This is a genomic window from Ensifer sp. (genome assembly GCF_031989085.1).
Taxonomy (GTDB): Bacteria; Pseudomonadota; Alphaproteobacteria; order Rhizobiales; family Rhizobiaceae; genus Ensifer.
Genome location: NZ_DALZXU010000001.1, coordinates 1,948,098 through 1,971,216, shown reverse-complemented (window position 1 = coordinate 1,971,216; position 23,119 = coordinate 1,948,098). Strand labels below are relative to the sequence as shown.

Genomic DNA, 23,119 nt, shown 5'->3' with positions numbered 1-23,119 from the left:
AATGGCAGGCATCAAAGGGTGAGCGTGCCCTTGCGGCGCTCATGCCGATGCGCGGCACACTAGGCGAACACGCCGGCGAACCTTGGCTCTTCCCGCCTGAACAGGTCCGCCAGGCGCTCGATGACCGAGCGCACTTCCGGGCGATGCCGGTCGTCATCGTTTGCGGCGATCCACAACGGATGCGTCAGGTCCTCGACCAAACCCCCTTCGCGCCTGAGCAGCGGGTCGCCGTCGCCGACGAAGGCGGGCAGGATGCCCCGCCCGGCGCCATTGCGGATCAGCCGCAGTAAAAGGGAAGGACTGTCTGTCCAGGTGTGGATCTGTTGCTCATGGTTCTGGAAGACCCACTTGTCGGCGGCAGTCCAGGCGGCCTCCGTGCCGATCGATATCCAGGGAAAGTCTTCGCGGTCCGGCATGTTTCCAGCGCGGTAGATGCCGTAGGCGAGGTTGACCGACCGGCGCACGGCGACGTTGCCGGAGCGGGGCTTTTCGTGAAGCACGGCGACGTCGGCCTGTCTGAAAGTGAGGTCGAAGCCGCGATCCACCTGCTTGCAGCAGAAGCGAAAGCCGTCGCCGCGGCCGCGAAGTGCGGATGCGTTATCGGCGATGAAGCCGGATACCCAGGCATCGCCTGCTACCGATACGATCGGCAGGGCGAAGGCGTCGCGGTGCCAGTCCGTGATGCTGTCGGCGGCGTTCTGCATGGTGCGGACATGTTCAAGCAGAATCTGACCGTCGTGTGCGAGGCGATAACCCTGCTGGCTGCGGATGAAGAGTGCCCTGCCGATCGCCCGTTCGAGTGCGAGCATGCGGCGGCCGATGGTCGGTGCGCTCAGGCCGGTCCGCATGGCAGCGCCGCTCAGCCCACCTTCGCTCGCGACATGGTAAAACAGTTTCAGATCGTCCCAGGCTGCCTCGGCCATATGCTCTCCCTGATGATCGCGATCTCCTCCTAGCGCCAATTGCCGGAGTTCGCTGCGTTCGCGGATGAAAAACGTCTTTCAGCGCTGTGCCTACAACGGGTCCGACCCAGACATTAGGTCTCGTCCTGTCTCAACGCAAAGGAGGCGAGACCATGCATGAACAATGGGCACTCATCGGCACGACACATCTGCTGGGCAGTCGCCGGGATAAAGCCAAGAGCCTTGACGATCCGCTGGACCGACCGGAATGGGATGGCCTGCGCTGGGCGCTTGCGATCTTGTCTTTCTTGTCGTCTGGCCTGCCGCCGGGCGGAAGCCGTGCGAAATCGCGTCCGACACGGGCCGTGCCAACGCAAGAGGCACGACGCGGAGCGGTCGTCGGCCACCGCGCAAGTCCGACGGAATGCCGCGCCGAGGGGGCAGTATCCCGTTGAAATGGCGCATAAATCTTTCGTCGCGGTGATGCCGGGATTCGGGATCGTGCGTCCCGAGGTCATATCCTTGCGCGATGTGTGCTCCGGCGAGCAATGATTTCTGGCGGAATGACTTTCCAAGCGTTTCCTTAACGTCTATAAGCCCGCATTCTGCGGCGTTTCCGGCTGGCCAGGGACGGCCTGGCGTTCAGGCGGTACGCGCGGAGATTAGTGAAATTTCAGAATACCGGGCGGCTCACATTGGCCGTCAGGGCGCGACCCGCGCGGGCAATCATCCGCGGCAGACAACAGGTGATCGAAATGGCACAGACTTGGACCCCGAATAGCTGGCGGCAGAAGCCCATTCAGCAGGTGCCGGAATATCCGGACCTTGCAGCTCTTGCGGCAACCGAAGCGAAGCTTGCGAAGTATCCGCCGCTGGTATTTGCCGGCGAAGCGCGGCGTCTGAAGAGCGCGCTTGCCAACGTTGCCGAAGGCCGCGGCTTCCTGCTGCAGGGCGGCGACTGCGCCGAGAGCTTTGCCGAGCATGGTGCCGACACGATCCGCGACTTCTTCCGCGCTTTCCTGCAGATGGCCGTCGTCCTGACGTTCGGCGCCCAGCAGCCCGTGGTCAAGGTCGGCCGTATCGCTGGCCAGTTCGCCAAGCCGCGCTCGTCCAACATCGAGAAGCAGGGCGACGTCGAGCTGCCGAGCTACCGTGGCGACATCATCAACGGCATCGATTTCACCGAAGCCGAGCGCGTTCCGGATCCGGAGCGGCAGATCATGGCCTACCGCCAGTCCGCCGCGACGCTCAACCTGCTGCGCGCCTTTGCGATGGGTGGCTATGCCAACCTCGACAACGTGCACCAGTGGATGCTCGGCTTCGTCAAGGACAGCCCGCAGGCCGAGCGCTACCGCAAGCTCGCCGACCGGATCTCCGAGACGATGGATTTCATGAAGGCGATCGGCATCACCTCGGAGAACCATCCGAGCCTGCGCGAGACCGATTTCTTCACCAGCCACGAGGCGCTGCTGCTCGGCTACGAGCAGGCGCTGACGCGTGTCGATTCCACTTCGGGTGACTGGTACGCAACATCGGGCCACATGATCTGGATCGGCGACCGTACCCGCCAGCCTGATCACGCCCACATCGAGTACTGCCGTGGGATCAAGAACCCGCTTGGCCTGAAGTGCGGCCCGTCGCTGACGGCCGACGGTCTGCTGGAGCTGATCGATCTGCTCAACCCGGCCAACGAAGCCGGCCGCCTGACGCTGATCTGCCGCTTCGGCCACGACAAGGTCGCCGAGCACCTGCCGCGCCTCATTCGTGCGGTCGAGCGCGAAGGCAAGAAGGTCGTCTGGTCCTGCGATCCGATGCACGGCAACACGATCACGCTCAACAACTACAAGACCCGTCCGTTCGAGCGGATCCTGTCGGAAGTCGAGAGCTTCTTCCAGATCCACCGTGCGGAAGGTTCGCATCCGGGCGGCATCCACATCGAGATGACCGGCAACGACGTGACCGAGTGCACCGGCGGCGCTCGCGCGCTTTCGGGCGACGATCTGGCCGACCGCTACCACACGCACTGCGATCCGCGCCTCAACGCGGACCAGGCGCTGGAACTGGCGTTCCTGCTCGCCGAGCGCATGAAGGGCGGCCGCGACGAGAAGAAGCTGGTCGTCAACGGCTGATCAAGCCCCCAGCGCCCGACGCTTCAGTTTTTCTGATTGTCGGTCGTCTGCTATGAAATTGACAATGCCGGGCCCGCTCGCAAAGCTGGTCCGGCATTTTTCATTTCTGGGAGGTCGGGGGACCATGGCGGATATTCACAGCGGCGGCTGCCTTTGCGCGGCGGTACGCTTCAAGACGCACGGTGTGCTGCGCGAGCTGATCTTTTGCCATTGCAGCCAGTGCCGCAAGCAGACGGGCCTCTATTACGCTGCCACCAACGTGCTTGATCGCGATCTGGAGCTGCAAGGGGCCGAGGATGTGACCTGGTACCGTTCCAGCGAAAGCGCCCGCAGGGGCTTCTGCCGGCAATGCGGATCGGCGCTCTTCTGGAAATCCGATGGTGGCGAATACACGTCGATCATGGCCGGTGCCTTTGAAACGCCGACGGACCTCGAGCCGGGCTACCACATCTTCTGCGCCGACAAGGGCGACTTCTACGATATCGACGACGGCCTGCCGAAGTTCGACGCCGGGCGGACGTGAGTGGTCAGGCCACGCCAGCGCGCCAGGCGATGACGCCTTGCGTGCGCGCCCGTACTTCAGGCGACGCAAGGCAGTGGGCGACACTCTCAAAGCCCGGAGCTCCGGGATAGGGCGCGACTTCGCTCGGCGGGCTATGGTTGGCGGGGCACAGGATGATGGTTTCGCCCGACCTGAGCGCGCCAGGATCAAGGATGGCATTGGAGCGCGTCAGCATGAATATGGGGCGCCTGTCGGCTCGACCGTCGCGCAAATGGCCGATCAGCGCTGTCTGCGATGCAGCATCGAGGTCCTGCTCGACCATATCGATGACGAATGCGCTGGCGTCGGCCTCGAGCGCCAACAGCAGAACGATCAGCGCCGATGACGCGACGGCACCGTCGTCCACTAAACGCGCGACCGTGGTCCCGATCCGGGACCGCAGCGCGGCATCCTCGTCGAGCCGGCGGGTGGCTGACAGGCGGCATGTCTCTTCCAGGCGGTCGAGCCCGACAAAAGCGCATCCGGGCAGGGTCGTGGCGATCGCCTTGGCGAGGCGTGTCTTTCCGCTGCCGAGTGGTCCGGTGATGTAGGTCAACGGGTGAAGTCCATTGAGGGTGAACGTCTCTCCGCCCCATGGCCACGGAAGCTCGAGCGCAAGACCTGGGCCGGTTTCCGGTGATTGCGCTTGCATCTGCGCCAGCGTCGCCGGCACGGCCTCGTGATCGGCCGGCAGGTCGAGGCGCAGACGGCGAAGTTTCTCGACGGTCGCGTGGAGGTCATGCATCCGTATCTCGAGCACACTCTGCTGCGCGGCGAGCGTGGCGCCGAGCTGCCGTCGCTCTTCGGCAAGCACGCGCCCGATCTCTGCCAGGCTAAGACCAAGCGAACGCAGCGCGACGATCTCGCGGGCGCGCTCCATCTGTGCGGGCCCGTAGGTTCGCCATCCCGCCGAGGTTCGCACCGGGGCGATCAATCCGCGCTGCTCATAGAGGCGCAGTGCCTTTACCGATACCCCGAGCCGTTTGGCAGCCTCGGTCGCGTTCAAGAATTCTGCGGGGGTCTTCACGAATCACCTCGTCCTGTTGGCCGCAGTCCTTATCGCTCCTGCCCCTGGGGACGGGTCAACCGGAGAGGTCAAAAATGTGGTGGGGGCGTGAACGCCGGGCGCATGGGCGCGCAAGGGGCTGGCCGGACGTGACGCATTGCAGCGCGGACACGTGCCTACTTCAGCAGGCGAACCGCATCTTGCGTGGCACGTTCGTAGGCGTTGGCGAGTGCAGCAAGCTTGACCGCCTGCCACCGACAATAGATATCGACCAGGCCCGCGCTCATCCAGAAGCGGCCGCGCGCGCCGTCATTCGCCCGGCCGATGAAGCCGTTGTCCTGCGCCTTGGTAAACAGCCTGCGCACATGGGTATTGGAAATCATGTAGTGCGTCGCAAGCTCGGCAAGATTGAGATCCAGCCAGACCTTTCCGTCGACCGGCGTCAAGGTTTTCGGACGGGCCATGAGGTCATCGAGCAGCAAGCCGCCGCATTCGGTCCAAACGAAGATCTCGACGCCTTCGGGCGGCACGCTCCAGCTCTTGTCGGACAGGAGCATCCGAGCCGCGATCGGCTGCGTGCGCCAAAGGACCGAGATATCCGCCTCGACATGCTCCAGCCGGTTGCCGCCATCCAGACGGTCAAGCGTGCCCATCTGGCTCATGAACCACCGCATCATCGCACTTTCGCTGACGTCGGTCGGCTCGAGAGGGCGAACCTTCCTGTTCGTCCGCTCACCGCTTACATCCCGCAGGAGTTTGTAGGCGAGCAGTTCGGACAGGAAAGCGGCAGCGGTGTTTCTGCTGGCGCCGCCGGTATCGCGCATGAATTTCAGCAGACGTGCAGCCGTTATGCCCGAATCGGGATGGGATGGATCGCGCTCGAGATGAAGGGCAAAGGCCGCCTGTGAGAGCATCCATTTCTGGTGGGAGGCCACCAGCCGGGCGACGCGGGGAAAGATGTCGTAGACCGCCATGAGGTCGCGGGCACTGATCTGCAACGTTTCGCGTAAAAGCGGATTGCGCAAAATCCCGTCCGCCGTGAAGGCGGGCGGTTTTTCCGGCGCAGCATCCCCCTGTTTTGCCACCCAATGCATCTGTTGTGCACGTCTCCCGACGATCTGTCGCACACGCCGCGAGGGTCGATCCCGCACCGCGCCTGCCTCGATATCACTCAACCCGACCGCTTGTAGCAGTTCTACCTTGCCCATAACGTGCGAACCCATCATTTTGTTCGAAAGGGCCGCCAACGGATTTTCCGCTGTCGGCCCTTTTCGTGTTTTGGGGGACGCCTTACTGGACCAGAACAGGAGGTTGGCACTTGACGCCTGTGACCCTGACATCCGCTTCACCCACCCGCACGCCCACCAGCAGCAACAGGTTGTAGAGCAGATCGTCTACCGGTTTTGTGACAGCGCCGAGCGTCTGGGCGAGAGCCTGCTGCAGGACCGTCGGGCTGCCGAGCGTCAGGAACAGGACCTGGATGTTCAGGTCGAGATTGTTGAGCAGGGTCTGCGTGGTCGATGACAGAATGTCCTTCGTCGAAACGCTCTTGATCGAACGCGCGGCGACTTCCGCCGGACTGAAGGTGAGGCGGGACGCTTGAAGGTTCTGTGCCTCGACATGGGCGATGGCGTCGATCTTGACGACGAGTGCGTCGACAATGCGGGCGCGCTCCACCCGTGCGTCGGATGAGAAGCTCGACAGCACCTTCGGGTTGACATCGCCGATCGCGATCTCGGCAACACCCGGCACGGCGTCGACGACGACGGCCGCGTTGTCCGGCTTGCCGCCGTAGCAGCGGATGTCTGCAAGCTTTGCTTCTGCGTGGGCGAGTTCGACATAGATCGGCAACCGGATGCGGATACCCGCAAGTGCGGCGAGGCCGTCGACATTCACCTCAACTGCGAGGCGCGTCTGTGCGGTGCGCACCGCTGCGCCCGGGGCACCGAGACGATGACTTGGTGTCTGGACTGGCGGCTCGCCGACCGCCAGCTTGACGGTTGCCGAGGCAATGCCCGGAAGTCCGGCAACGGCGTTAAGAGCGATCTGGTTCTCGCCGTTAGCGATGGCGGCGGCAGCCGAGACGATCTGCAGCGCACTCACTCTCATCGCCCAGTCGGAGCCGGCATCGATCCTCAAGTCTTTCTTGGGGTCGAGATTGAGGATCTGGGCGAGGGTGAAGGTTTTCTTGTTGTTCGCCGTGGCGAGTTCGATGCTCTTGAGGGCGGAGTTGACTGTGCCCGACAGACCCTGGAACAGCCGCATCGACGACAGCAGCTGCGGCATGGTCAGCTGGGCGTTGAGCACGTCCTCGTAGGATGCGGCCGTCAGGCTGAGCTTGGTCGCGACGATCTTCAGGAAAGGCTGGATATCGATGTCGGCGTTGATCAGCGCTTCGTAGTCCATGACCTTCAAGGAGATGTTGGTGCCGAGCATCTGACCGAGAATAGCGTTGAGCAAGCCGTCGTTCAGGCTGGCAAGCCGGGATCCGACGGAGAATGCCGCGATCTTGGAACTCGCGGCCGTGCCGATGACACTCAGATCCGGCGGCGCGCTGAAGACGGACGCGAAGAAGATAAGCCCCTTCTTCTGGAGGCGCACCTGGACCGCATCCGAAGGCGAGGCATCCTTGATGAAACGCTTGCCGGCTGGAATGCTGGGGTCGGGCACATAACGGCCGCGCGTGATGGTTGCGACGCCATCGACCTTCGCCGTGCTGGCTTCACCCGCCGGCAGAACCTTGCCATCGACCGTCATCAGGCCGGCGGGTGTCGCGACTGCGAAATTCAGCTTGTTGTTGAAGAAATGCTTGAGCACGGCCTGCTCCGCCGAGGGCACGCTGGCGGCCGCGGCGATCGCTGCAAGATCGACCGTCGACTGCATCTCCTGCTTCTGGACCGTGAGGTAGCCGTAGTCGACGCCTAGCCCCATGGAGGCAACGACGAGCGGCATGACGAGCGCGGCGGAGATGCCGATATTTCCATCGCTTGCTCGTGCGAACAGGCGCATGGATGGGAACTTCATGGTCATCTCAGATCCCCCCCACGCGAATGGTGGCGAAGCGTTCGATCTTCTCGTTCGGCATTGCAAAGGTGAACATGTTGAAGATCGGCAGATCGCCCGCGTCGTACTTGATCCTGACCGTGAACTGGTTGGCGTTGCCCGCATCGTCCTTGACCGTGACGGTCATTCGGGACGGCTTGATGAACGCCTGATCCATGGTCGTGCGCTGGATATAGTCGGTGGCAAGCCGCTCCCGTTCGCCTTCGGAAAGCCCGGCGATCGCGGTTCGCGCAGCATCGGCTGCGATCTGCTGGATGGAGTGCGCAGCACTCAGGTAGATGCCATAGGCGATCAATGTGAGCACGCATAGAAAGAAGAGGGGCGCGATGATTGCAAATTCAATTGCGGCAGCGCCATCGCGGCTGCCAGACAGGCGCGTAAAAATGGACATTTCAGCAACTCCGACCGAACCGTGACTGCTTTTTTTCTGTCCCTGCGCCTTAACGGTGCGCCTCAAGTGTTAATTTTTCGATACGCGAATAGGTTGTTTCAATGGCTAGAAATAGCCTATTGTTGTAAAATGCATATTTGTGATTGAATTAGGAATTGCGCGGATTCCTGGGGGTTTTTGCCCTTCGCGCGGTGCCCATTCCCGCTGTCTATTCGACATCCGGTGTGTTCCGATATTGGGCAAGCTGGCGGTTGAGGTTGGCGATGTCGGTGCGCAACTCGGCAATCTCGCGCAGCAGCACGTCATCGACCTTGTGGTGCAGGGCGATCAATTCGACCTCCGATTTCAGATTGACCTCATAATCCTTGGCTGCGGCGAAGCGGTCGCGCTCTGCCTGGCGGTTCTGGGACATCATGATAACAGGCGCCTGCAGGGCGGCCAGCATCGACAAGAGCAGGTTGAGGAAGATGAACGGGTAGGGATCGAAGGCACCTGCCACCAGCAGGATGGTGTTGAGGATGACCCAGACGACCAGAAAGCCGCAGAAGCCGAGGATGAAGGACCAGGAGCCGCCGACCCTGGCAATGGCGTCGGCGAGCCGGTCTCCGACGGACAGCTCGGCGTTGAATTCGACATTGGTGTCCGTCGAGACCGTGCGCCGTTCCTTGGCGCGCGTCAGGATGCGCCGCTCGATTTCGCCGAGTTCGGTGACTGATTTGCCGAAGAGATGCTGCGAGATTTCGTTGATGTGCGACATGTCTGTCTCCGAGGAAGGATACGGAAATATCTAGCGCATCATTTCAATGAAGACATCAACGGGATCGACGAAATGAACGAGCCGGACGGGCGACCGTCCGGCTCTGTCAGTCTATGCGCGCATGGATGCTCCGTGCGGCTTGGCGTTCTTAAAGGCCGGCGGCGTAGAGGTCCGCGTGCGACTTGAAGAAACGGTCTGTCGAGTAACGCTTGCCGAACATCATGTCGTGCTGCAGGAAGCGGTAGTCGCGCAGCAGCGCCGGCACCTTCGGCTGGCGTGACCACTCGGCAACGTCCTTGCCGTTCTTGCGGATCAGCATGTAGCGGTCGACGACACGGTACTGGTCGTGCACCTTGCCGAGGAAGCCGGTGTAGTAGGGGTGCTCGTAGCCGGATTGCTTCAAGATCTGGTAGGAGAGGAACGCCGGGCTGATGGTGCCGACATTCTTCTTCGGGCCGGTCTTGTTCGACCAGACGACGAGCGGCGTTTCGTGTTGCGCCTTCATCTGCTCCTTCGAACCTTTGCGCTCCGCGGTCACGCCCTTCATGAAACCGGTATTGGTATAGACTGTGTTGAGCGGCGGCAGGTGGTCGCCGAAGAGCACGATGACCGTTTCGCGGTCGCGTTCCTTGGCCCAGTCCATCAGCTTCTTCAGGCTTTCGTCGGCTTCCTTGATGCCCTGTGCGTAGGTTTCCAGCACCTGGCGATCGCTTTCGGGCAGGTTGCCTTCGACCTTGATGGTGTTCTTGGCATAGCGGTTGGCCTCATAGGGGCCATGGCCCTGCAGCGTCACCGCGAAGAAGAAGAACGGATCGTCCATGGCGTCGGCCTGGCGGATGATCTCGTCTGTCAGCGATTCGTCCGAGGCGAAGATGCCGCGCTTCTGCATCGGCGGCATGTTCTCCTCCGACTTGAAGGTGTCGAAGCCGAAGGCCTTGTAGACGGCGGTGCGGTTCCAGAACCAGCTCTGGAACGGGTGGATGGCGCGCGAGACATAGCCTTCGCCGCGAAAGAAGGTGGCAAGCGAGGGGATCGGATTGCGGATGTACTGCTGGTACGGAATGCTGCCATAGGGCAGGAAGGCGTTGGAAAAGCCAGTCAGCGCTTCGAACTCGACGTTGGCCGTCATGCCGCCGAATTCGGGTGAGAACACGTTGCCGGATTGCATCTCGCGAATGGTCGGCATCGGGTCGGGCGAAAGCTTGACGTTCGGCAGACGGGTCGGATCCCAGAAGGATTCGCTCATCAGTACGATCACGTCGGGCTTGCTGCGATGGGAGGTGCCGGCCGGCAGCGGCTTGACCGGGATGCGGTCGATCGCATCGGCCATGTAGCCGGAGGGCGCGCTGACATTGGCCATCGGCAGGTTGATCGCGAAGGCGAGCGCAAAGCCGTTGTGGCGATAGTTCTCGGTCTGGTCCCACATGATCGGGATGACCTTCAGGCGGTCGCGGATCCAGGAGAACTGGTTGTAGTCCATGATGTTCCAGAAGGCGAACAGCAGCGGCAGCGCAAAGGCTGCGCGCGCGATGCGCTCGCGGCGCGTCAACTTGGGGAAGTTGCGCCAGGCGTAGCGCAGCAACAGGCCGATCGCGGCAACAGCTGCAACAAGGCCGACGGCGATGCCGACGGCGGTCCACGGACGGTCCTTGACCAGAACCGGCATCAGTTCGAGGATCTGGCGGCCGAAGAGAAAGTCGGTCGGGTAGAGCGGGTCGGAGAGAAAGACCTGCTTCTGCTGGCAGATGATGGCCGGAATGATCGCCAGCGGCGCCAGCACCACGGCGGACTTGTGCTCACGGCCGAAGAAGCCGTCGATCGCAAGCAGGATGAGGAAGAACGCGCCGATGGTGGTCCAGGCTGGGCGCGTCGGATCGAGGAAATAGGCAACCGTGTCTGCCATGGACTGGCGCACGATCAACTCGACCGCAAAAACGAGGGCTGCCGCGATCGCGAGCGAAAACAATGCACTGCGTGCGGAGGTCAGCGTCTTGGCGTGCCGCGCGGCAAATCCGGGTCTAGCTGCGTAGACTCCCGATCTCCTGGCCACGGCTGTATCGATATTAGCCAACATCTTCTCCAATTTCATCAATGTGTCGTGTAACTGTCATACGACCGTCATTTTGAACAGGGGATGAATGGTTTGTTCAGGGAGATTGGAAACAGGGTTTCGTGACGTGAGGACGCGCGAGCGCGCGCCGATAACAAGCCGGAAAAGCAGAATTTTTTGGAATTTTTCGCGTGGCGATGATTGCCTGTGGGAATTTCCCCGCGGATTGCGCTAAAGATCGGTGCGAAAGTCAGACGCATTCGTTCGAGAACAGACCGACAGGCCCGCTCATGACCGCACACAACGCCGCTCCCACCGTGCTTCGCATTGCCGTCGCCCAGCTCAACCCGACAGTCGGCGATATCGCCGGCAATCTGGCAAAGGCGCGAGACGCGCGCGCCGACGCGGCCCGTCAGGGCGCCGATCTCCTGCTTCTGACCGAACTTTTCATTTCCGGCTATCCGCCGGAGGATCTGGTGCTGAAGCCCGCCTTCCTGAAGGCCTGCCTGCAGGCAGTCGAGACGCTGGCAGCCGAGACCGCCGACGGCGGCCCGGGCGTCATCATCGGCTTTCCGCGTCTGGCCAAGACAGGCCGCCACAACGCCGTCGCCGTCCTTGATGGCGGCAAGATCATCGCCGTGCGCGACAAGGTCGACCTGCCGAACTATGGCGAATTCGACGAAAAGCGGGTGTTCGACCAGGGCGAAATGCCCGGCCCGGTTAATTTCCGAGGCGTGCGCATCGGCATTCCGATCTGCGAGGATATCTGGGGCGATCTCGGCGTGTGCGAAACGCTGGCAGAAAGTGGGGCCGAGATCCTGCTGTCGCCGAACGGTTCTCCCTACTATCGCGGCAAGGTGGACGTTCGCCACCAGGTGGTGCTGAAGCAGGTGATCGAAACCGGCCTGCCGATGATCTATGCCAACCAGCTCGGCGGCCAGGATGAACTGGTGTTCGACGGCGCGAGCTTTGCCTTCAACACCGACAAGTCGCTCGCATTCCAGATGAGCCAGTTCGAGGAATCGCTATCGATCGTCGAGTGGAAGAAGGGCGACGATGGCTGGCACTGTGCCGGTGGCCTGAAATCGCGGCTGCCGGAGCGTGAGGAGGCGGATTATCGTGCCTGCATGCTCGGCTTCCGAGACTACGTCAACAAGAACGGTTTCAAGAATGTCGTGCTGGGCCTCTCCGGCGGTATCGATTCGGCGATCTGTGCCGCACTTGCCGTCGATGCACTCGGCGAGGAGCGGGTGCGCACGATCATGCTGCCTTACCGCTATACCTCGAAGGATTCGCTGAAGGACGCCAAGGATTGCGCCGAAGCGCTTGGATGCCGTTACGATATCGTGCCGATCGAGGAGCCGGTCGAGGGCTTCCTCGGCGCGCTCGCCGACATGTTCGAGGGCACGGAGACCGGGATTACCGAGGAAAACCTGCAGAGCCGGACACGCGGCACGATCCTGATGGCCGTTTCCAACAAGTTCGGCTCGATGGTGGTGACGACCGGCAACAAGTCGGAAATGTCGGTGGGCTATGCCACGCTCTACGGCGACATGAATGGCGGATTCAATCCGATCAAGGACCTCTACAAGATGGAGGTCTACGGGATTTCACGCTGGCGCAACACCACCGTGCCTCCCGGCGCGCTCGGCCCGTCCGGCGTGGTCATTCCGCAGAACATCATCGACAAGGCGCCCTCGGCCGAACTGCGTCCCAACCAGACCGACCAGGATTCGCTGCCGCCTTATCCGGTGCTCGACGATATTCTGGAATGCCTGGTCGAAAAGGAAATGAGCACGGAGGAGATCGTGGCGCGCGGCCATGACGAACCGACCGTGCACCGCATCGAGCACCTGCTCTACATCGCCGAATACAAGCGCCGGCAGTCGGCGCCGGGCGTGAAGATCACCAAGAAGAATTTCGGCCGCGACCGCCGCTACCCGATCACCAACCGATTTCGCGACCGGGGTTAGGGGATGATCGCTGTCTTCGTCGCAGCGGAGGAAGGCAATGCGCAGTTCCGTTGAAACGTTTGACATCCTGATCGGCGAGACGCGCGTGGTCTGGCAGACGGACAGCTTGGTCGAAGCGCCGAACTGGTCGCCTGATGGCACGCATCTTGTCATCAACGGCGATGGACTGCTCTACCGTCTGGCGCTTGCCGGCGGCGAGCCGGTGCGGATCGATACGGGTTTTGCCCGGCTCTGCAACAACGACCATGGCATTTCACCCGATGGCGACACGATCGCCATCAGCGACAAGACCGAGTTCGGCAAATCGGCGATCTATCTGCTCCCGGCTTCAGGCGGCATTCCCAGGCTCATCACGCCCAACCTTCCGTCCTACTGGCACGGCTGGTCGCCGGATGGGCAAACGCTCGCCTACTGCGGCATTCGCGACCAGGTCTTCGACGTATTCACCATCAACGTCGCGGGCGGCGAGGAGCGGCGGCTGACCCACGGCGAGGGGCGCAATGACGGGCCGGATTGGTCGCCCGACGGGCAGTGGATCTATTTCAATTCGAGCCGCAGCGGCCGCATGCAGATCTGGCGCATCCGGCCTGATGGCAGCGACGTCGAGCGCATCACCGACAGCCCCTATGGCGACTGGTTCCCGCATCCGTCGCCGGACGGAAGGCACCTGCTGGTGCTGTCGTATGACGGCGACGTCTTCGATCATCCGCGCGATCTCGATGTCCGACTGCGGCTGATGGATATGGATGGCGGCAATGCGCGCGAACTGTTCGCACTCTTCGGCGGGCAAGGTACGATGAACGTGCCGAACTGGTCTCCATCAGGCGATCGTTTCGCCTTCGTTCGCTACCAACCGGAAAGCTGAGACCGCTGGACAGGAATACAGCCTGCGTGCTAGCGATCATGTCGTTCGCAGGGCGCACCCGATCCGCGGGAAGGGCCAGACCCACCTGTTTCACTGAACTTGGTTGCCACACCTCTTTTCAGTCTGTGGGCGCGGATACCGGACGTGAATGAAAGGAGGTCTTTCATGATCACGCGCGATCTTCCCGCGAATGCTACCCTCGAATCCATCCGCAAGCAGGCCAAGGCTTTTCTCAAGGCCCTGAAGGCCGGCGATGCCGCCGCACGCCAGCGGGCACTTCCCTATTTTTCCGAACCTGCGGCCATCGGCCTGCAGGATGTGCAACTGGTCCTTGCCAGGGAATTCGGCTTTTCCAGCTGGACCCGACTGAAGACGCATCTCGAGCGCTCATCGAGCGGAACGCCTGCCACGGAGCAACTGGCGAACCGTTTCCTGGCGCTTGCAACCGTGTCCTATTTCGGCGACATCGCCGCCGATCCCGAGCGCTATCGACAGGCGAAAGATCTGCTCGACGAACACCCTGAAATCGCCGGTGAAAGCATCCATGTCGCAGCCGCGCTCGGCGATGGCGAGGCGATAGACCGTTGGCTCGACGGCGAGCCGCAACTGATCGGCAAGCGTGGCGGTCCTTATGATTGGGAGCCGCTGCTCTATGCGGCCTATGCCCGCGTTCCCGGACGGTCCTCGCTTGCCGCCGGTGAGCGGCTGATCGCGCGTGGCGCCGATGCCAACGCCTTCTGGATGGACGACGGCCAATATCGCTTCACGGCGCTGACCGGCGTTTTCGGTGAGGGCGAGGCAGGCAAGGAACGGCAGCCGGAGCATCCCGACTGCACAGCCTTTGCCGAAAGCCTGCTCAAGGCCGGTGCCAGGGCCAATGACAGCCAGGCGGTCTACAACCGCATGTTCGAGCCAGACAACACCTGCCTGGAGATCCTGCTGCGCCACGGGCTGACGGCTACAGATCGAAACAACTGGCTCGTGCGGGAGGATGGCGATCTGATCGAAAACAGCCAGAGCGTTTTCGACTATCAGCTCGCCTGGGCGCTGGAAAAGCGAATGGACGAGCGCGTGCGTCTGCTGGTCGAGCATGGCGCCGACGTCAACCGCATGGTGAAAGGGCGCACGCCATACCAGTGGGCAGCACTTGGCGGCGATGCGGCTCTTGCGGCGTATCTGGTTGCGCGGGGCGCCGCCGTCGACGAACTCGCGGATGTCGACAGGCTGGCGCGGGCGATCGGAGAAGGCAAGGCAAGCGAGGCGGAAGCGCTCGTGGCCGGCGATCCGACGCTCGTTTCACGAGCGCAGGCCGCCCATCCGGCAATCCTGCACGAGGCGGCAGGCGAAAACCGTGCGGATCAGGCGGCGCTTATGCTGTCGCTCGGCTTCGACGTCAATCGCATGACCTCGCGCACGCCGCTGCACGAGGCGGCGTTGCACGGGCACATCGAAATGGCGAAGCTGCTGATCGGAAAGGGTGCCAACACCATGGCGCGCGACCCGTACCATCATGCGCCGCCGATCGGCTGGGCGCATTACAACGGCAAGGCCGACATGGTCCGCTTTCTCGAAGAACAACCGCTCGACCTGTTTGCCGCTGCCGCCTTCGGCAAGGCGGAACGGGTGCGGGATATCATAGAAGAAATGCCGGAGCTGCTCGACATACCCTTCGGCCGGTTCCGCGGACGCGGTCATCCGGACGCGCAGAATGACTGGATGACGCCGCTTGCGATCGCAGTCGTCAACCGGAGACCGTCGGTGGTGAAGCTGCTCGTCGAAAAAGGCGCCGATGCCAGCCTGCGTGATGGCAGCGGCACCCGCTCGATCCGGGAGCTGGCGCGTGACGCAGGCAACGCAGAAATCGTCTCGATGTTGCGCCGGGATTATTCACCCAACCAGTAGTCGTGCGACCGGTGATTGTTTCTCTATACTAGGCGGTTGAAGTCTTTAAGGCTTTCAATACCAGCTTGCTTAAACTAAATTTCTGCTTTGATCTTTAGGGTGGCGTCTGACCGGTGCCACCCTTCGCCTTTAACGGCTGGTCCGGTAAGGGGGCGTTGGAGTGATCGACAACAAGTTTCGGCAACCGAAGCGAAACAGGGCAGTCTGGGCAATCCACGCGGCCTGTACCCTGTTCGCGATCCTGACGATCGCCAGCCTCATCTTCGTTCTCAATCGTTCCGTGGTGGAGGCGGATCGTTTCGGTCTTTCGGCCGAGCGCCGGCTGGTTGCCAACGAGTTGCGCCACCAGATGGAAGCCGCCGTGCAATTTCAGGCCCAGGTCTCGTTCTGGGATGCCACCTATGCGGAGCTTGCCGCGGGTCGGCCAAGCGATGTCTTCGTCGCCCAGGAATTGTCGGGCTGGCTGTGGGAGGACTACGGCTTTTCCTGGTTGATTTTCAGCGATGCAGACGGGCATATCTCGACCGCGGTCAAGGACGGGCTGGTCGTATCATCCGATGTGGCCGGAGCGCCTCTCCACGACGTCGAGGATCTGGTCGAGGAGGCCCGGCGCCGCTACGACAACGTGCTGAGGAACCAGGGCGACACCTACACGCTGAGTATTCCCAGGCCCGACCGGCAATCGGCAACGCCGATCGTGCCCAACATTCATGCGGTGGACTTGCGCGAAATCGACGGCCAGATGAGCATCGCCATCGTCCAGGCCGTCATCCCGGAAACGCTGCAGCTTCCGGCCGCGCGTCGAAAGCCGGTGTTCATGACCTCTGTTCGTCCGCTCACCGCGCGGTCCCTGCGCGACATCGAGGCAAAGCTCGGCGTGACCGGCCTGTCATTCGTGCCGCTGTCGGACACGCCCGCTGACAGCGTCCATGTCCCTGCCGGCCGTTGCGCAGACGCCTCCTGTATTGTCGTTGCCTGGACGCCCAAGTCGCCCGGCGGGTTTGTGCGCGCCGAGATATTGCCGAGCGTCATCGCCATTGCAGCCGCAGTGACATCGTTGATGGCCTTTGTCGCCTTTCGGTTCGCAACGCTCTTTGCCGCCCTGCAGCAGAGTGAGGCGCGCAACCGCCACATGGCCAAGCACGACCGACTGACCGGCTTGCTTAACCGAAGCGGCTTTGACGATGCGCTTGCCGCGGCACTTCTCGATGTCGACAACAGGCCGTTTGCGCTGGCCTTTATCGACCTCGACGAATTCAAGGCCGTCAACGACGAGCAGGGGCACGCAGCCGGTGATTCGGTGCTGGTGGCGATTGCGCAGAGATACCGCCGTCGCGTCGGCAGCAAGGGCACGGTCGCGCGCCTCGGTGGCGACGAGTTCGGGGTGATCCTGCGCACCGGCTATGCGGAAGCCGATGCAACGGCATTGGCTGCCGGACTGGTCATCGATGCCCAGACGCCGATCGAACTTGCGGGGCAGTTGCTGCGCGTCGGGGGCAGTGTCGGTGTCGCCTTTGCGCCGAAGCACGGTCGGACCGCGCGCGCGCTGTTATCGGCCGCTGACGAGGCGCTTTATCTGGCCAAGCGACGCGGCCGCAACCGGGTTCAGACAGCGGACGATCTGACCCCGGAGGAGCGGATCGCGGCGGATGAAGAGATCGCCAGGCGACATGCCGGCTGATTCAGGCGATCGCCGAGCCCTCGGCGTTCCCTTCCTCGGCGCGGCTGAAGCGCCCGCCGAGCGGCGCAGTTACCCATAACAGCCGGGCATCGTCGCTGCCGGTCGACAGGCAGGCATGCCCAAGGCGCGCATCGAAGTAGACGGCGTCGCCGGCCTTGAGCACGGCCGGGGCGTAGTGCTCGGTGTAGAGCGTTACTTCGCCATCGAGGACATACATGAAATCCTCGTCGTCGTGCCGGTCCCAATCGGGAAACTGGTCGAGCGACCGCGCCCGGACCTGAACCTCGACGACCATGAAGGCGGTGTTGCGCACCTCTTCCATCAACAGCCGCAGGCCATAGTTCGGCGTTTCGTGACGGGTGCCGTCGTCCTTGCGGGTGATGCTTCGTCGACCGGCCGGCGGGCTGGATTCGCCAGAAGCCAGAAAGCTCAGGAGGTCGAGGGAGAAACCGGCTGCGAGCTTTTGCATGGCGTGAAACGTCGGCGACATCTCGTTGCGCTCGATCTTCGACAGCGCCGAACGGGACAGGCCGATGCGCTGGCTTGCGTCTTCGAGCGTCCAGTCGCGGGCGATCCTGAGCTCCTTGACCCGGGCGCCGAGTTCGCTTGGCCGCTCCTCGCTCGAGCGCAATCGCGCTTCGGCGGGGCGGCGGGTGATGGTCAGATTTGGCATGGCGTCTCCTCGATCCCTCAATACCGTCAAAGTTCATGATTCTCAATTCTGTTGACGAGATCCACTATAGTAGATAAATCCCGATTGTGAAGCTTAACGGGAGGACGAACTATGATCAACATTCAGGAAAGCAGATACGGGGTCGACGAGTTGCTGGTTGCCGATGCGGAGGCCGATGAGCGACGCTGGCTGCCCTTCGGCGACAGCGCCTTTACCTTGCCCTTGCTGTTCGACGTCCGTGGCGGCAGCTGGGTCAGCATCTTCAAGGCGAAGGGCGCCGGTACGATCGAACGGCACCGCCACTCCAATCCGGTGACCGGTTGGACGCTGGAGGGCACATGGGGGTATCGTGAGCGCGATTGGATCGCCCGTCCCGGCACCTTCATCTTCGAACCGGCGGGCGATATCCATACGCTCTATGTTCACCCGGAGGCCGGCCACATGAAAGCGTTGTTCCATGTGTTCGGTCCTTTGGTCTATCTCGATGACGACGGCAACGCCGAAGGCTACGACGACGTTCTCGTCAGGCTCGATCGCTATGCGGCACACTGTAAGTCGGTCGGCCTCGGCGAAGATTTCGTCCGCACACTGATCCGGTAGGAGGCACAACCATGCATGCATTGGTATTCGACACGTTCGGCGGGCCGGAAGTCCTGAGCTACCGCGAGGTCGCCGATCCGGCTGTGCCGCCCGGCCATATCCAGCTTGCGACGCGGGCAATCGGGTTGAACTTCGCCGATATCTACCGGCGCAATGGCAACTACACATTGGCCGGCAAGGCGCCCCACATCGCCGGTTACGAAGGGGCGGGCGAGGTGATTGCGATCGGCGAGGGCGTCGAAGGCGTCGCAATCGGTGATCGCATCGGCTTTGCCGACGTGCCGTTTGCCAATGCAACGCGGGTGACCGTGCCGCTGGAGCGGGCGATCCCGCTCCCCGACGATATCGGTTTCGAGGACGCTGCCGCACTTCTGCTGCAAGGGCTGACCGCGCAGTATCTGGTGGAAGACAGCTACGCCGTCCGCGCCGGCGACACGGTTCTGGTGCAGGCTGCCGGCGGTGGCGTCGGGCAGTTGCTGATCCGGCTTGCGATCGCAAGGGGCGCAAGCGTCATCGGCATGGCCTCGACGCTCGAGAAGCAGGCGCTCGCCAAGGCGGCGGGTGCGGCCTATGCGCTCGGCTATGACGAGGGCTGGCCAGACAAGGTGCGCGCCCTGAGTAACGGCGGCGTCAATGTCGCCTACGATTCAGTCGGCATAACCCTTCTCGACAGCCTTTCGGCGGTGCGTTCGCGCGGCACCCTGGTGACGTTCGGCATGGCCGGCGGTCCGGCGCCGCTGGTCGATCCGCGCTACCTGATGGAGCACTCGAAAACCGTCACCGGTGGCGATCTCTGGGATTTCCTGACCGACCGGCAGCAACGCTTGAGCCGGGCCGGGCGGCTGTTCCAGGCACTGCGTGCGGGCGTCATCGAGCGCCCGCGCATCGAAACCTTCGCACTGTCGGACGGTGCCGCGGCGCATACCCGGCTCGAGGACCGGCGCTTCTCCGGCAAGATCGTACTTCTGCCCGCGTGAGATCAGGTCCCGCATTTGCGGGGCCAATCATGCCAGGGACGGCTGCCTGCGCCCTCAGGCGGCCGGCAGGTTGAAGGGCGTGATCACCTCGACGGCAGAAAGGCGGCTGCCGCCGAGGATGGTGCGATTGCCGCTGCGCCGGGCGAGAATGGCCCGGAACGTCATGCGCGCGTCGCTGCGCAGATCATGGTGCAGCACGAAGTGGACCCGGCGTTCGCGCAGCAGCGCCAGGTTGTCCTGGTCGAGGTCGTGGGCGATGAACAGCGCGCAGGCCCGTCCGCTGCGCTCGAAGGCGGCGAGCACGGCGCGGTTGCCACCGCCGATCGAATAGGCCGCATTGATGTCGGCATGTGCCGTGAGCGCACGTGTCGCCAGGGCACCGGTCTCGATGTCCTTGCCATGACCTTCGCTGATTTCGACGATACGGATTGCCGGATATTGCTGGCGCAGGATGCGGCGAAAACCGATCTCACGTTCTTCCTCGCCGCGGAAACGACTGCTTGAGATCGTCACCAGTACGGTTGCCGGCGTCTCGGCAAAACGTTCGCCGACGAGATAGGCCGCGGTCTCGCCGGCGGCTCGGTTGTCGGCACCGGCATAGGCGGTGCGTGCCGAGTTCGGCAGATCGGTGACGAGTGTAACGACCGCGATGCCCGCCTGTTCCAGGCGAGCGACGGCGCCGACGATCTCGGGCACGTCCGGTGCCTTCAGCACGACGCCATCGGTTCCGCGCAGGCGAATGCGGTCGAGCAACTGGGCGATGTCGTGCGGGCGCATGGTCTCGGCGAAGTGGAAGCGACAACGGAACGTGGTTGGCATGAAAGTCGGCGCTTCCGTTTCGAACGCCAACCGGACGGCTTCCGTGAAGCGCTCCGGCGCCTCCATCACCACATCGATCGTGCGCTTCTGCCCCTGGATCTCCGACCCGGCTTGCTGCTTTTCCAGCTCGCGGATGGCGGCCTTCACCCGCGCCTCGGTCTGCTGGCGCACGCCTGGGCGTCCATTGAGCACGCGATCGACCGTCGCGGTGCTGAGGCCAGCCTGAAAGGCGATATCCTTGACCAGAAACGGATGGGCCATCGGCGATCTCTCCTGATGGTTTTTTGATGGTTTCCTGCTCTATATCACGATCGGGCGGCGCCTATAGTCGGGACATCCAGGGTTTCTGAGGAGGAACGAGATGAAAACCGACAACACGCAGCGCCAGCGGCTCGACCGCGTCTGGCTGAGCAAGGACAGCTGTGACATCGAAGCGTTCAGGGTCGAGGTCGAACGCCGCACAAACCTTGCGGACTACCCCCACGCGCTCGCCTGCGAAAAGAACGTGCTGATCTATGACAGCGCCAGCCTGCTTGCTGCATGTGCGACAGCGGACGGGCGCCGCGCCGCGCTTGCCGAGATTTGCGAGGCTCTGGCCACCGGGCCGGGAGTGGCTGTCTTCAAACGGGCCTATGCCGATACCAGCGTCATCGATGCGGCCAGCGGCATTTTCGATGCGATCATCGAGGAGCAGCACCGCACAAACAGCGGCGGTGGTGACCACTTCGCCAAACCCGGAGCCAACGACCGGATCTGGAATTCGCTCGAAAAACACTGCCTGAAAAGCCCTGAGAATTTCGCGGCCTACTATGCCAACAGCATTGTGGCGCTCGTCAGCGAGGCCTGGCTGGGTCCGAATTACCAGATGACGGCGCAGGTCAATCGCGTCAATCCGGGTGGTGCCTCGCAATCGGCCCATCGCGACTACCATCTCGGTTTCCAGACCTCCGACGTCATTGAGCAGTATCCCGCGCATGTGCACCGGCTGTCGCCGGTCCTGACGCTGCAGGGGGCCGTTGCCCATTGCGACATGCCGCTTGAAAGCGGTCCGACGCTGTTTCTGCCTTACAGCCAGAACTATCTGCCCGGCTATCTCGCCTTGAAGCGTCCCGAGTTCAGCGCCTATTTCGACGAGCACCACGTGCAATTGCCTTTGGAGAAGGGCGACGTGGTGTTCTTCAATCCGGCGCTTTACCATGCCGCCGGCAGCAACCGCTCGGCCGATATCAAGCGCGTGGCCAACCTGCTTCAGGTCTCCTCGGCCTTCGGGCGGGCCATGGAAACCGTCGATCGCACCAGGATGAGTGCCACGCTCTACCCTGCGCTCAAGGCTTTTTCTGGCTCGGGCACGCTTTCGCCGGAAGAGGCAGCCAATGCGATTGCGTCCTGCGCCGAGGGCTACTCCTTCCCGACCAATCTCGACCGGGACCCGCCGCTTGGCGGCCTTGCGCCGAAGACCCAGGCGCAACTGATGCATGAGGCACTGGCGGGCGGATGGAGCGATCAGGAGTTCCGCAAGGCGCTTGACGAGCAGACACGGCGCAAGCTGAGCTGACCTGAGGAAGACCTATCGAGATTGCCGGTCCCCACCGTCCTGCGGCGGGGGCCGTTTGCCTGTTTCCAAGTCATCTTCACTCCCGGGAGGAATTTCATGACCGAACACCACGGCCGTCTCGACGGCAAGATCGCCATCGTCACCGGCGGCACACAGGGGCTGGGGGCGAGGATCGCCAGCCTGTTTGCCGAGCGCGGCGCCAAAGCCGTCGTCATCTGCGGCCGCAATGCCGCCAAGGGCGAGGCAAAGGCGGAAGAGATCCGAAAGGCAAGCGGCGCTGAAGTGCTCTACGTCGAGGCCGACCTCGAAAAGGTCGAGGATGCGCGCAAGGTCGTCAACGCTTGCGACGCCGCCTTCGGGCGTGTCGACGCGCTGGTCAATGCCGCAGCGATCACCGACCGCGGCACCATCCTCGACACCAGCCCCGAACTGTTCGACCGGATGTTCGCGATCAATGTGCGCGCGCCGTTCTTTCTGATGCAGGAGGCCATCAAGGTCATGCGCCGGGAAGGCACAGAGGGCACGATCGTCAATATCGGCTCGATGTCGGCAATGGCGGGACAGCCCTTCATCGCAGCCTACTGCTCGTCCAAGGGGGCGCTGGAGACGCTGACCAAGAACACAGCCTATGCACTGTTGCGCAACCGCATTCGCGTCAACGGTCTCAACATCGGCTGGATGGCATCGGAGGGCGAAGATCGCATCCAGCGTGAATTTCATGGCGCCGCCGCCGACTGGCTGGAAAAGGCAGCGGCCGGACAGCCCTTCGGCCGGCTGGTCGATCCGGCGGAAGTGGCCCGTGCCTGTGCCTATCTTTCGTCCAGCGAATCCGGACTGATGACCGGTTCGGTCATCTGCTTCGACCAGTCGGTCTGGGGCGCGTATGACGGCTCGCCGCATCCGGTCGCACCGCTCTGAAGCTCTGGCCGTCGATTGGGGCTGTGGAGTGACAAGCAAGCGGCTTCACGCTTGCTTGTCATGCACCATCGGCTGTGTCCTTATGAGGTCGTCAGGTGCCCGCGATGCGGGAGAATCGGGAATCCGGTGTCACTCCGGAACGTGCCCAACGCTGTGACGGGGACGGCCTCCTCAAGAAGTCTTGATAATTCTCAAGATTTTGCCACTGGATCTTCATCCGATCTGGGAAGGTGAGGCGGCCGGCTGATCCGAAGTCAGAAGACCGGCCTGGCAAGATAGACCGAATTCCGCGCGGACGGCGGAAGGTTGTGCATTGT

The 23,119-nt window shown here is 62.7% G+C and carries 19 protein-coding genes and 1 riboswitch; of the genes, 10 read left to right on the top strand and 9 right to left on the bottom strand.

Annotation, left to right across the window (positions count from 1 at the left end; translation table 11 throughout):
- Positions 1–59: 59 nt before the first annotated feature.
- Positions 60–923: a LysR family transcriptional regulator gene (locus RTP54_RS09550; protein ID WP_312362184.1), complete on the bottom strand. Its 864-nt coding sequence runs from the start codon at positions 921–923 to the stop codon at positions 60–62.
- Between the two features lie 734 nt (positions 924–1,657).
- Here RTP54_RS09550 and RTP54_RS09545 point away from each other — a divergent pair.
- Positions 1,658–3,031, top strand: a complete 1,374-nt coding sequence (locus tag RTP54_RS09545) for a class II 3-deoxy-7-phosphoheptulonate synthase (protein ID WP_112815725.1) — start codon at positions 1,658–1,660, stop codon at positions 3,029–3,031.
- Positions 3,032–3,155: 124 nt separating this feature from the next.
- On the top strand, positions 3,156–3,554 hold the full coding sequence (locus tag RTP54_RS09540) for a GFA family protein (RefSeq protein WP_312362181.1): 399 nt from the start codon (positions 3,156–3,158) through the stop codon (positions 3,552–3,554).
- A gap of 4 nt (positions 3,555–3,558) precedes the next feature.
- Here RTP54_RS09540 and RTP54_RS09535 read toward each other — a convergent pair whose 3' ends face one another.
- The 6 genes from RTP54_RS09535 to RTP54_RS09510 form a co-directional block, all read right to left on the bottom strand.
- Positions 3,559–4,599, bottom strand: coding sequence for a MerR family transcriptional regulator (locus RTP54_RS09535; RefSeq protein ID WP_312362179.1), 1,041 nt, complete (start codon positions 4,597–4,599; stop codon positions 3,559–3,561).
- Positions 4,600–4,754: 155 nt separating this feature from the next.
- Positions 4,755–5,672: a hypothetical protein gene (locus tag RTP54_RS09530; protein WP_312363218.1), complete on the bottom strand. Its 918-nt coding sequence runs from the start codon at positions 5,670–5,672 to the stop codon at positions 4,755–4,757.
- A 196-nt stretch (positions 5,673–5,868) separates the two neighbouring features.
- Positions 5,869–7,608 carry a TadG family pilus assembly protein gene (locus RTP54_RS09525; RefSeq protein ID WP_312362177.1) on the bottom strand — a complete coding sequence of 580 codons (1,740 nt, stop codon included), beginning with the start codon at positions 7,606–7,608 and terminating at the stop codon, positions 5,869–5,871.
- Between the two features lies 1 nt (position 7,609).
- Positions 7,610–8,032 carry a TadE/TadG family type IV pilus assembly protein gene (locus RTP54_RS09520; protein WP_112804791.1) on the bottom strand — a complete coding sequence of 141 codons (423 nt, stop codon included), beginning with the start codon at positions 8,030–8,032 and terminating at the stop codon, positions 7,610–7,612.
- 208 nt (positions 8,033–8,240) lie between these two features.
- Positions 8,241–8,789: a DUF1003 domain-containing protein gene (locus tag RTP54_RS09515; protein WP_112804793.1), complete on the bottom strand. Its 549-nt coding sequence runs from the start codon at positions 8,787–8,789 to the stop codon at positions 8,241–8,243.
- A gap of 148 nt (positions 8,790–8,937) precedes the next feature.
- Positions 8,938–10,860 carry an LTA synthase family protein gene (locus RTP54_RS09510; protein WP_312362173.1) on the bottom strand — a complete coding sequence of 641 codons (1,923 nt, stop codon included), beginning with the start codon at positions 10,858–10,860 and terminating at the stop codon, positions 8,938–8,940.
- 269 nt (positions 10,861–11,129) lie between these two features.
- Between RTP54_RS09510 and RTP54_RS09505 the strand changes: the two genes are divergently transcribed.
- From RTP54_RS09505 to RTP54_RS09490, 4 genes are all read left to right on the top strand, one after another.
- A complete protein-coding gene (locus tag RTP54_RS09505) occupies positions 11,130–12,812 on the top strand; it encodes an NAD+ synthase (RefSeq protein ID WP_312362171.1) in 1,683 nt (560 codons plus the stop codon).
- 37 nt (positions 12,813–12,849) lie between these two features.
- Positions 12,850–13,677 (top strand): TolB family protein, encoded by an 828-nt coding sequence (locus RTP54_RS09500; protein ID WP_312362169.1) that lies wholly within the window; start codon positions 12,850–12,852, stop codon positions 13,675–13,677.
- Positions 13,678–13,842: 165 nt separating this feature from the next.
- On the top strand, positions 13,843–15,579 hold the full coding sequence (locus tag RTP54_RS09495) for an ankyrin repeat domain-containing protein (RefSeq protein WP_312362167.1): 1,737 nt from the start codon (positions 13,843–13,845) through the stop codon (positions 15,577–15,579).
- Positions 15,580–15,739: 160 nt separating this feature from the next.
- Positions 15,740–17,260 carry a diguanylate cyclase domain-containing protein gene (locus RTP54_RS09490; RefSeq protein WP_312362165.1) on the top strand — a complete coding sequence of 507 codons (1,521 nt, stop codon included), beginning with the start codon at positions 15,740–15,742 and terminating at the stop codon, positions 17,258–17,260.
- 1 nt (position 17,261) lies between these two features.
- On the opposite strand, the gene RTP54_RS09485 is transcribed toward RTP54_RS09490, so the two are convergent.
- Positions 17,262–17,933 (bottom strand): helix-turn-helix domain-containing protein, encoded by a 672-nt coding sequence (locus tag RTP54_RS09485; RefSeq protein WP_112804804.1) that lies wholly within the window; start codon positions 17,931–17,933, stop codon positions 17,262–17,264.
- 111 nt (positions 17,934–18,044) lie between these two features.
- Between RTP54_RS09485 and RTP54_RS09480 the strand changes: the two genes are divergently transcribed.
- Both RTP54_RS09480 and RTP54_RS09475 read left to right on the top strand, forming a co-directional pair.
- Positions 18,045–18,533 carry a 2,4'-dihydroxyacetophenone dioxygenase family protein gene (locus RTP54_RS09480; protein ID WP_112834168.1) on the top strand — a complete coding sequence of 163 codons (489 nt, stop codon included), beginning with the start codon at positions 18,045–18,047 and terminating at the stop codon, positions 18,531–18,533.
- Between the two features lie 11 nt (positions 18,534–18,544).
- Entirely contained in the window at positions 18,545–19,510 is a 966-nt protein-coding gene (locus RTP54_RS09475; RefSeq protein ID WP_312362160.1) for a quinone oxidoreductase, read from the top strand.
- 54 nt (positions 19,511–19,564) lie between these two features.
- Here RTP54_RS09475 and RTP54_RS09470 read toward each other — a convergent pair whose 3' ends face one another.
- On the bottom strand, positions 19,565–20,590 hold the full coding sequence (locus RTP54_RS09470; RefSeq protein ID WP_112804810.1) for a LacI family DNA-binding transcriptional regulator: 1,026 nt from the start codon (positions 20,588–20,590) through the stop codon (positions 19,565–19,567).
- Positions 20,591–20,690: 100 nt separating this feature from the next.
- Here RTP54_RS09470 and RTP54_RS09465 point away from each other — a divergent pair, with 100 nt between their 5' ends.
- Complete coding sequence (locus RTP54_RS09465) at positions 20,691–21,884, top strand: phytanoyl-CoA dioxygenase family protein (protein WP_312362157.1); 1,194 nt, start codon at positions 20,691–20,693, stop codon at positions 21,882–21,884.
- Between the two features lie 96 nt (positions 21,885–21,980).
- Positions 21,981–22,802, top strand: a complete 822-nt coding sequence (locus RTP54_RS09460; protein WP_312362155.1) for an SDR family oxidoreductase — start codon at positions 21,981–21,983, stop codon at positions 22,800–22,802.
- A 76-nt stretch (positions 22,803–22,878) separates the two neighbouring features.
- A riboswitch (cobalamin riboswitch) is annotated at positions 22,879–23,088 on the top strand.
- Positions 23,089–23,119: the final 31 nt, after the last annotated feature.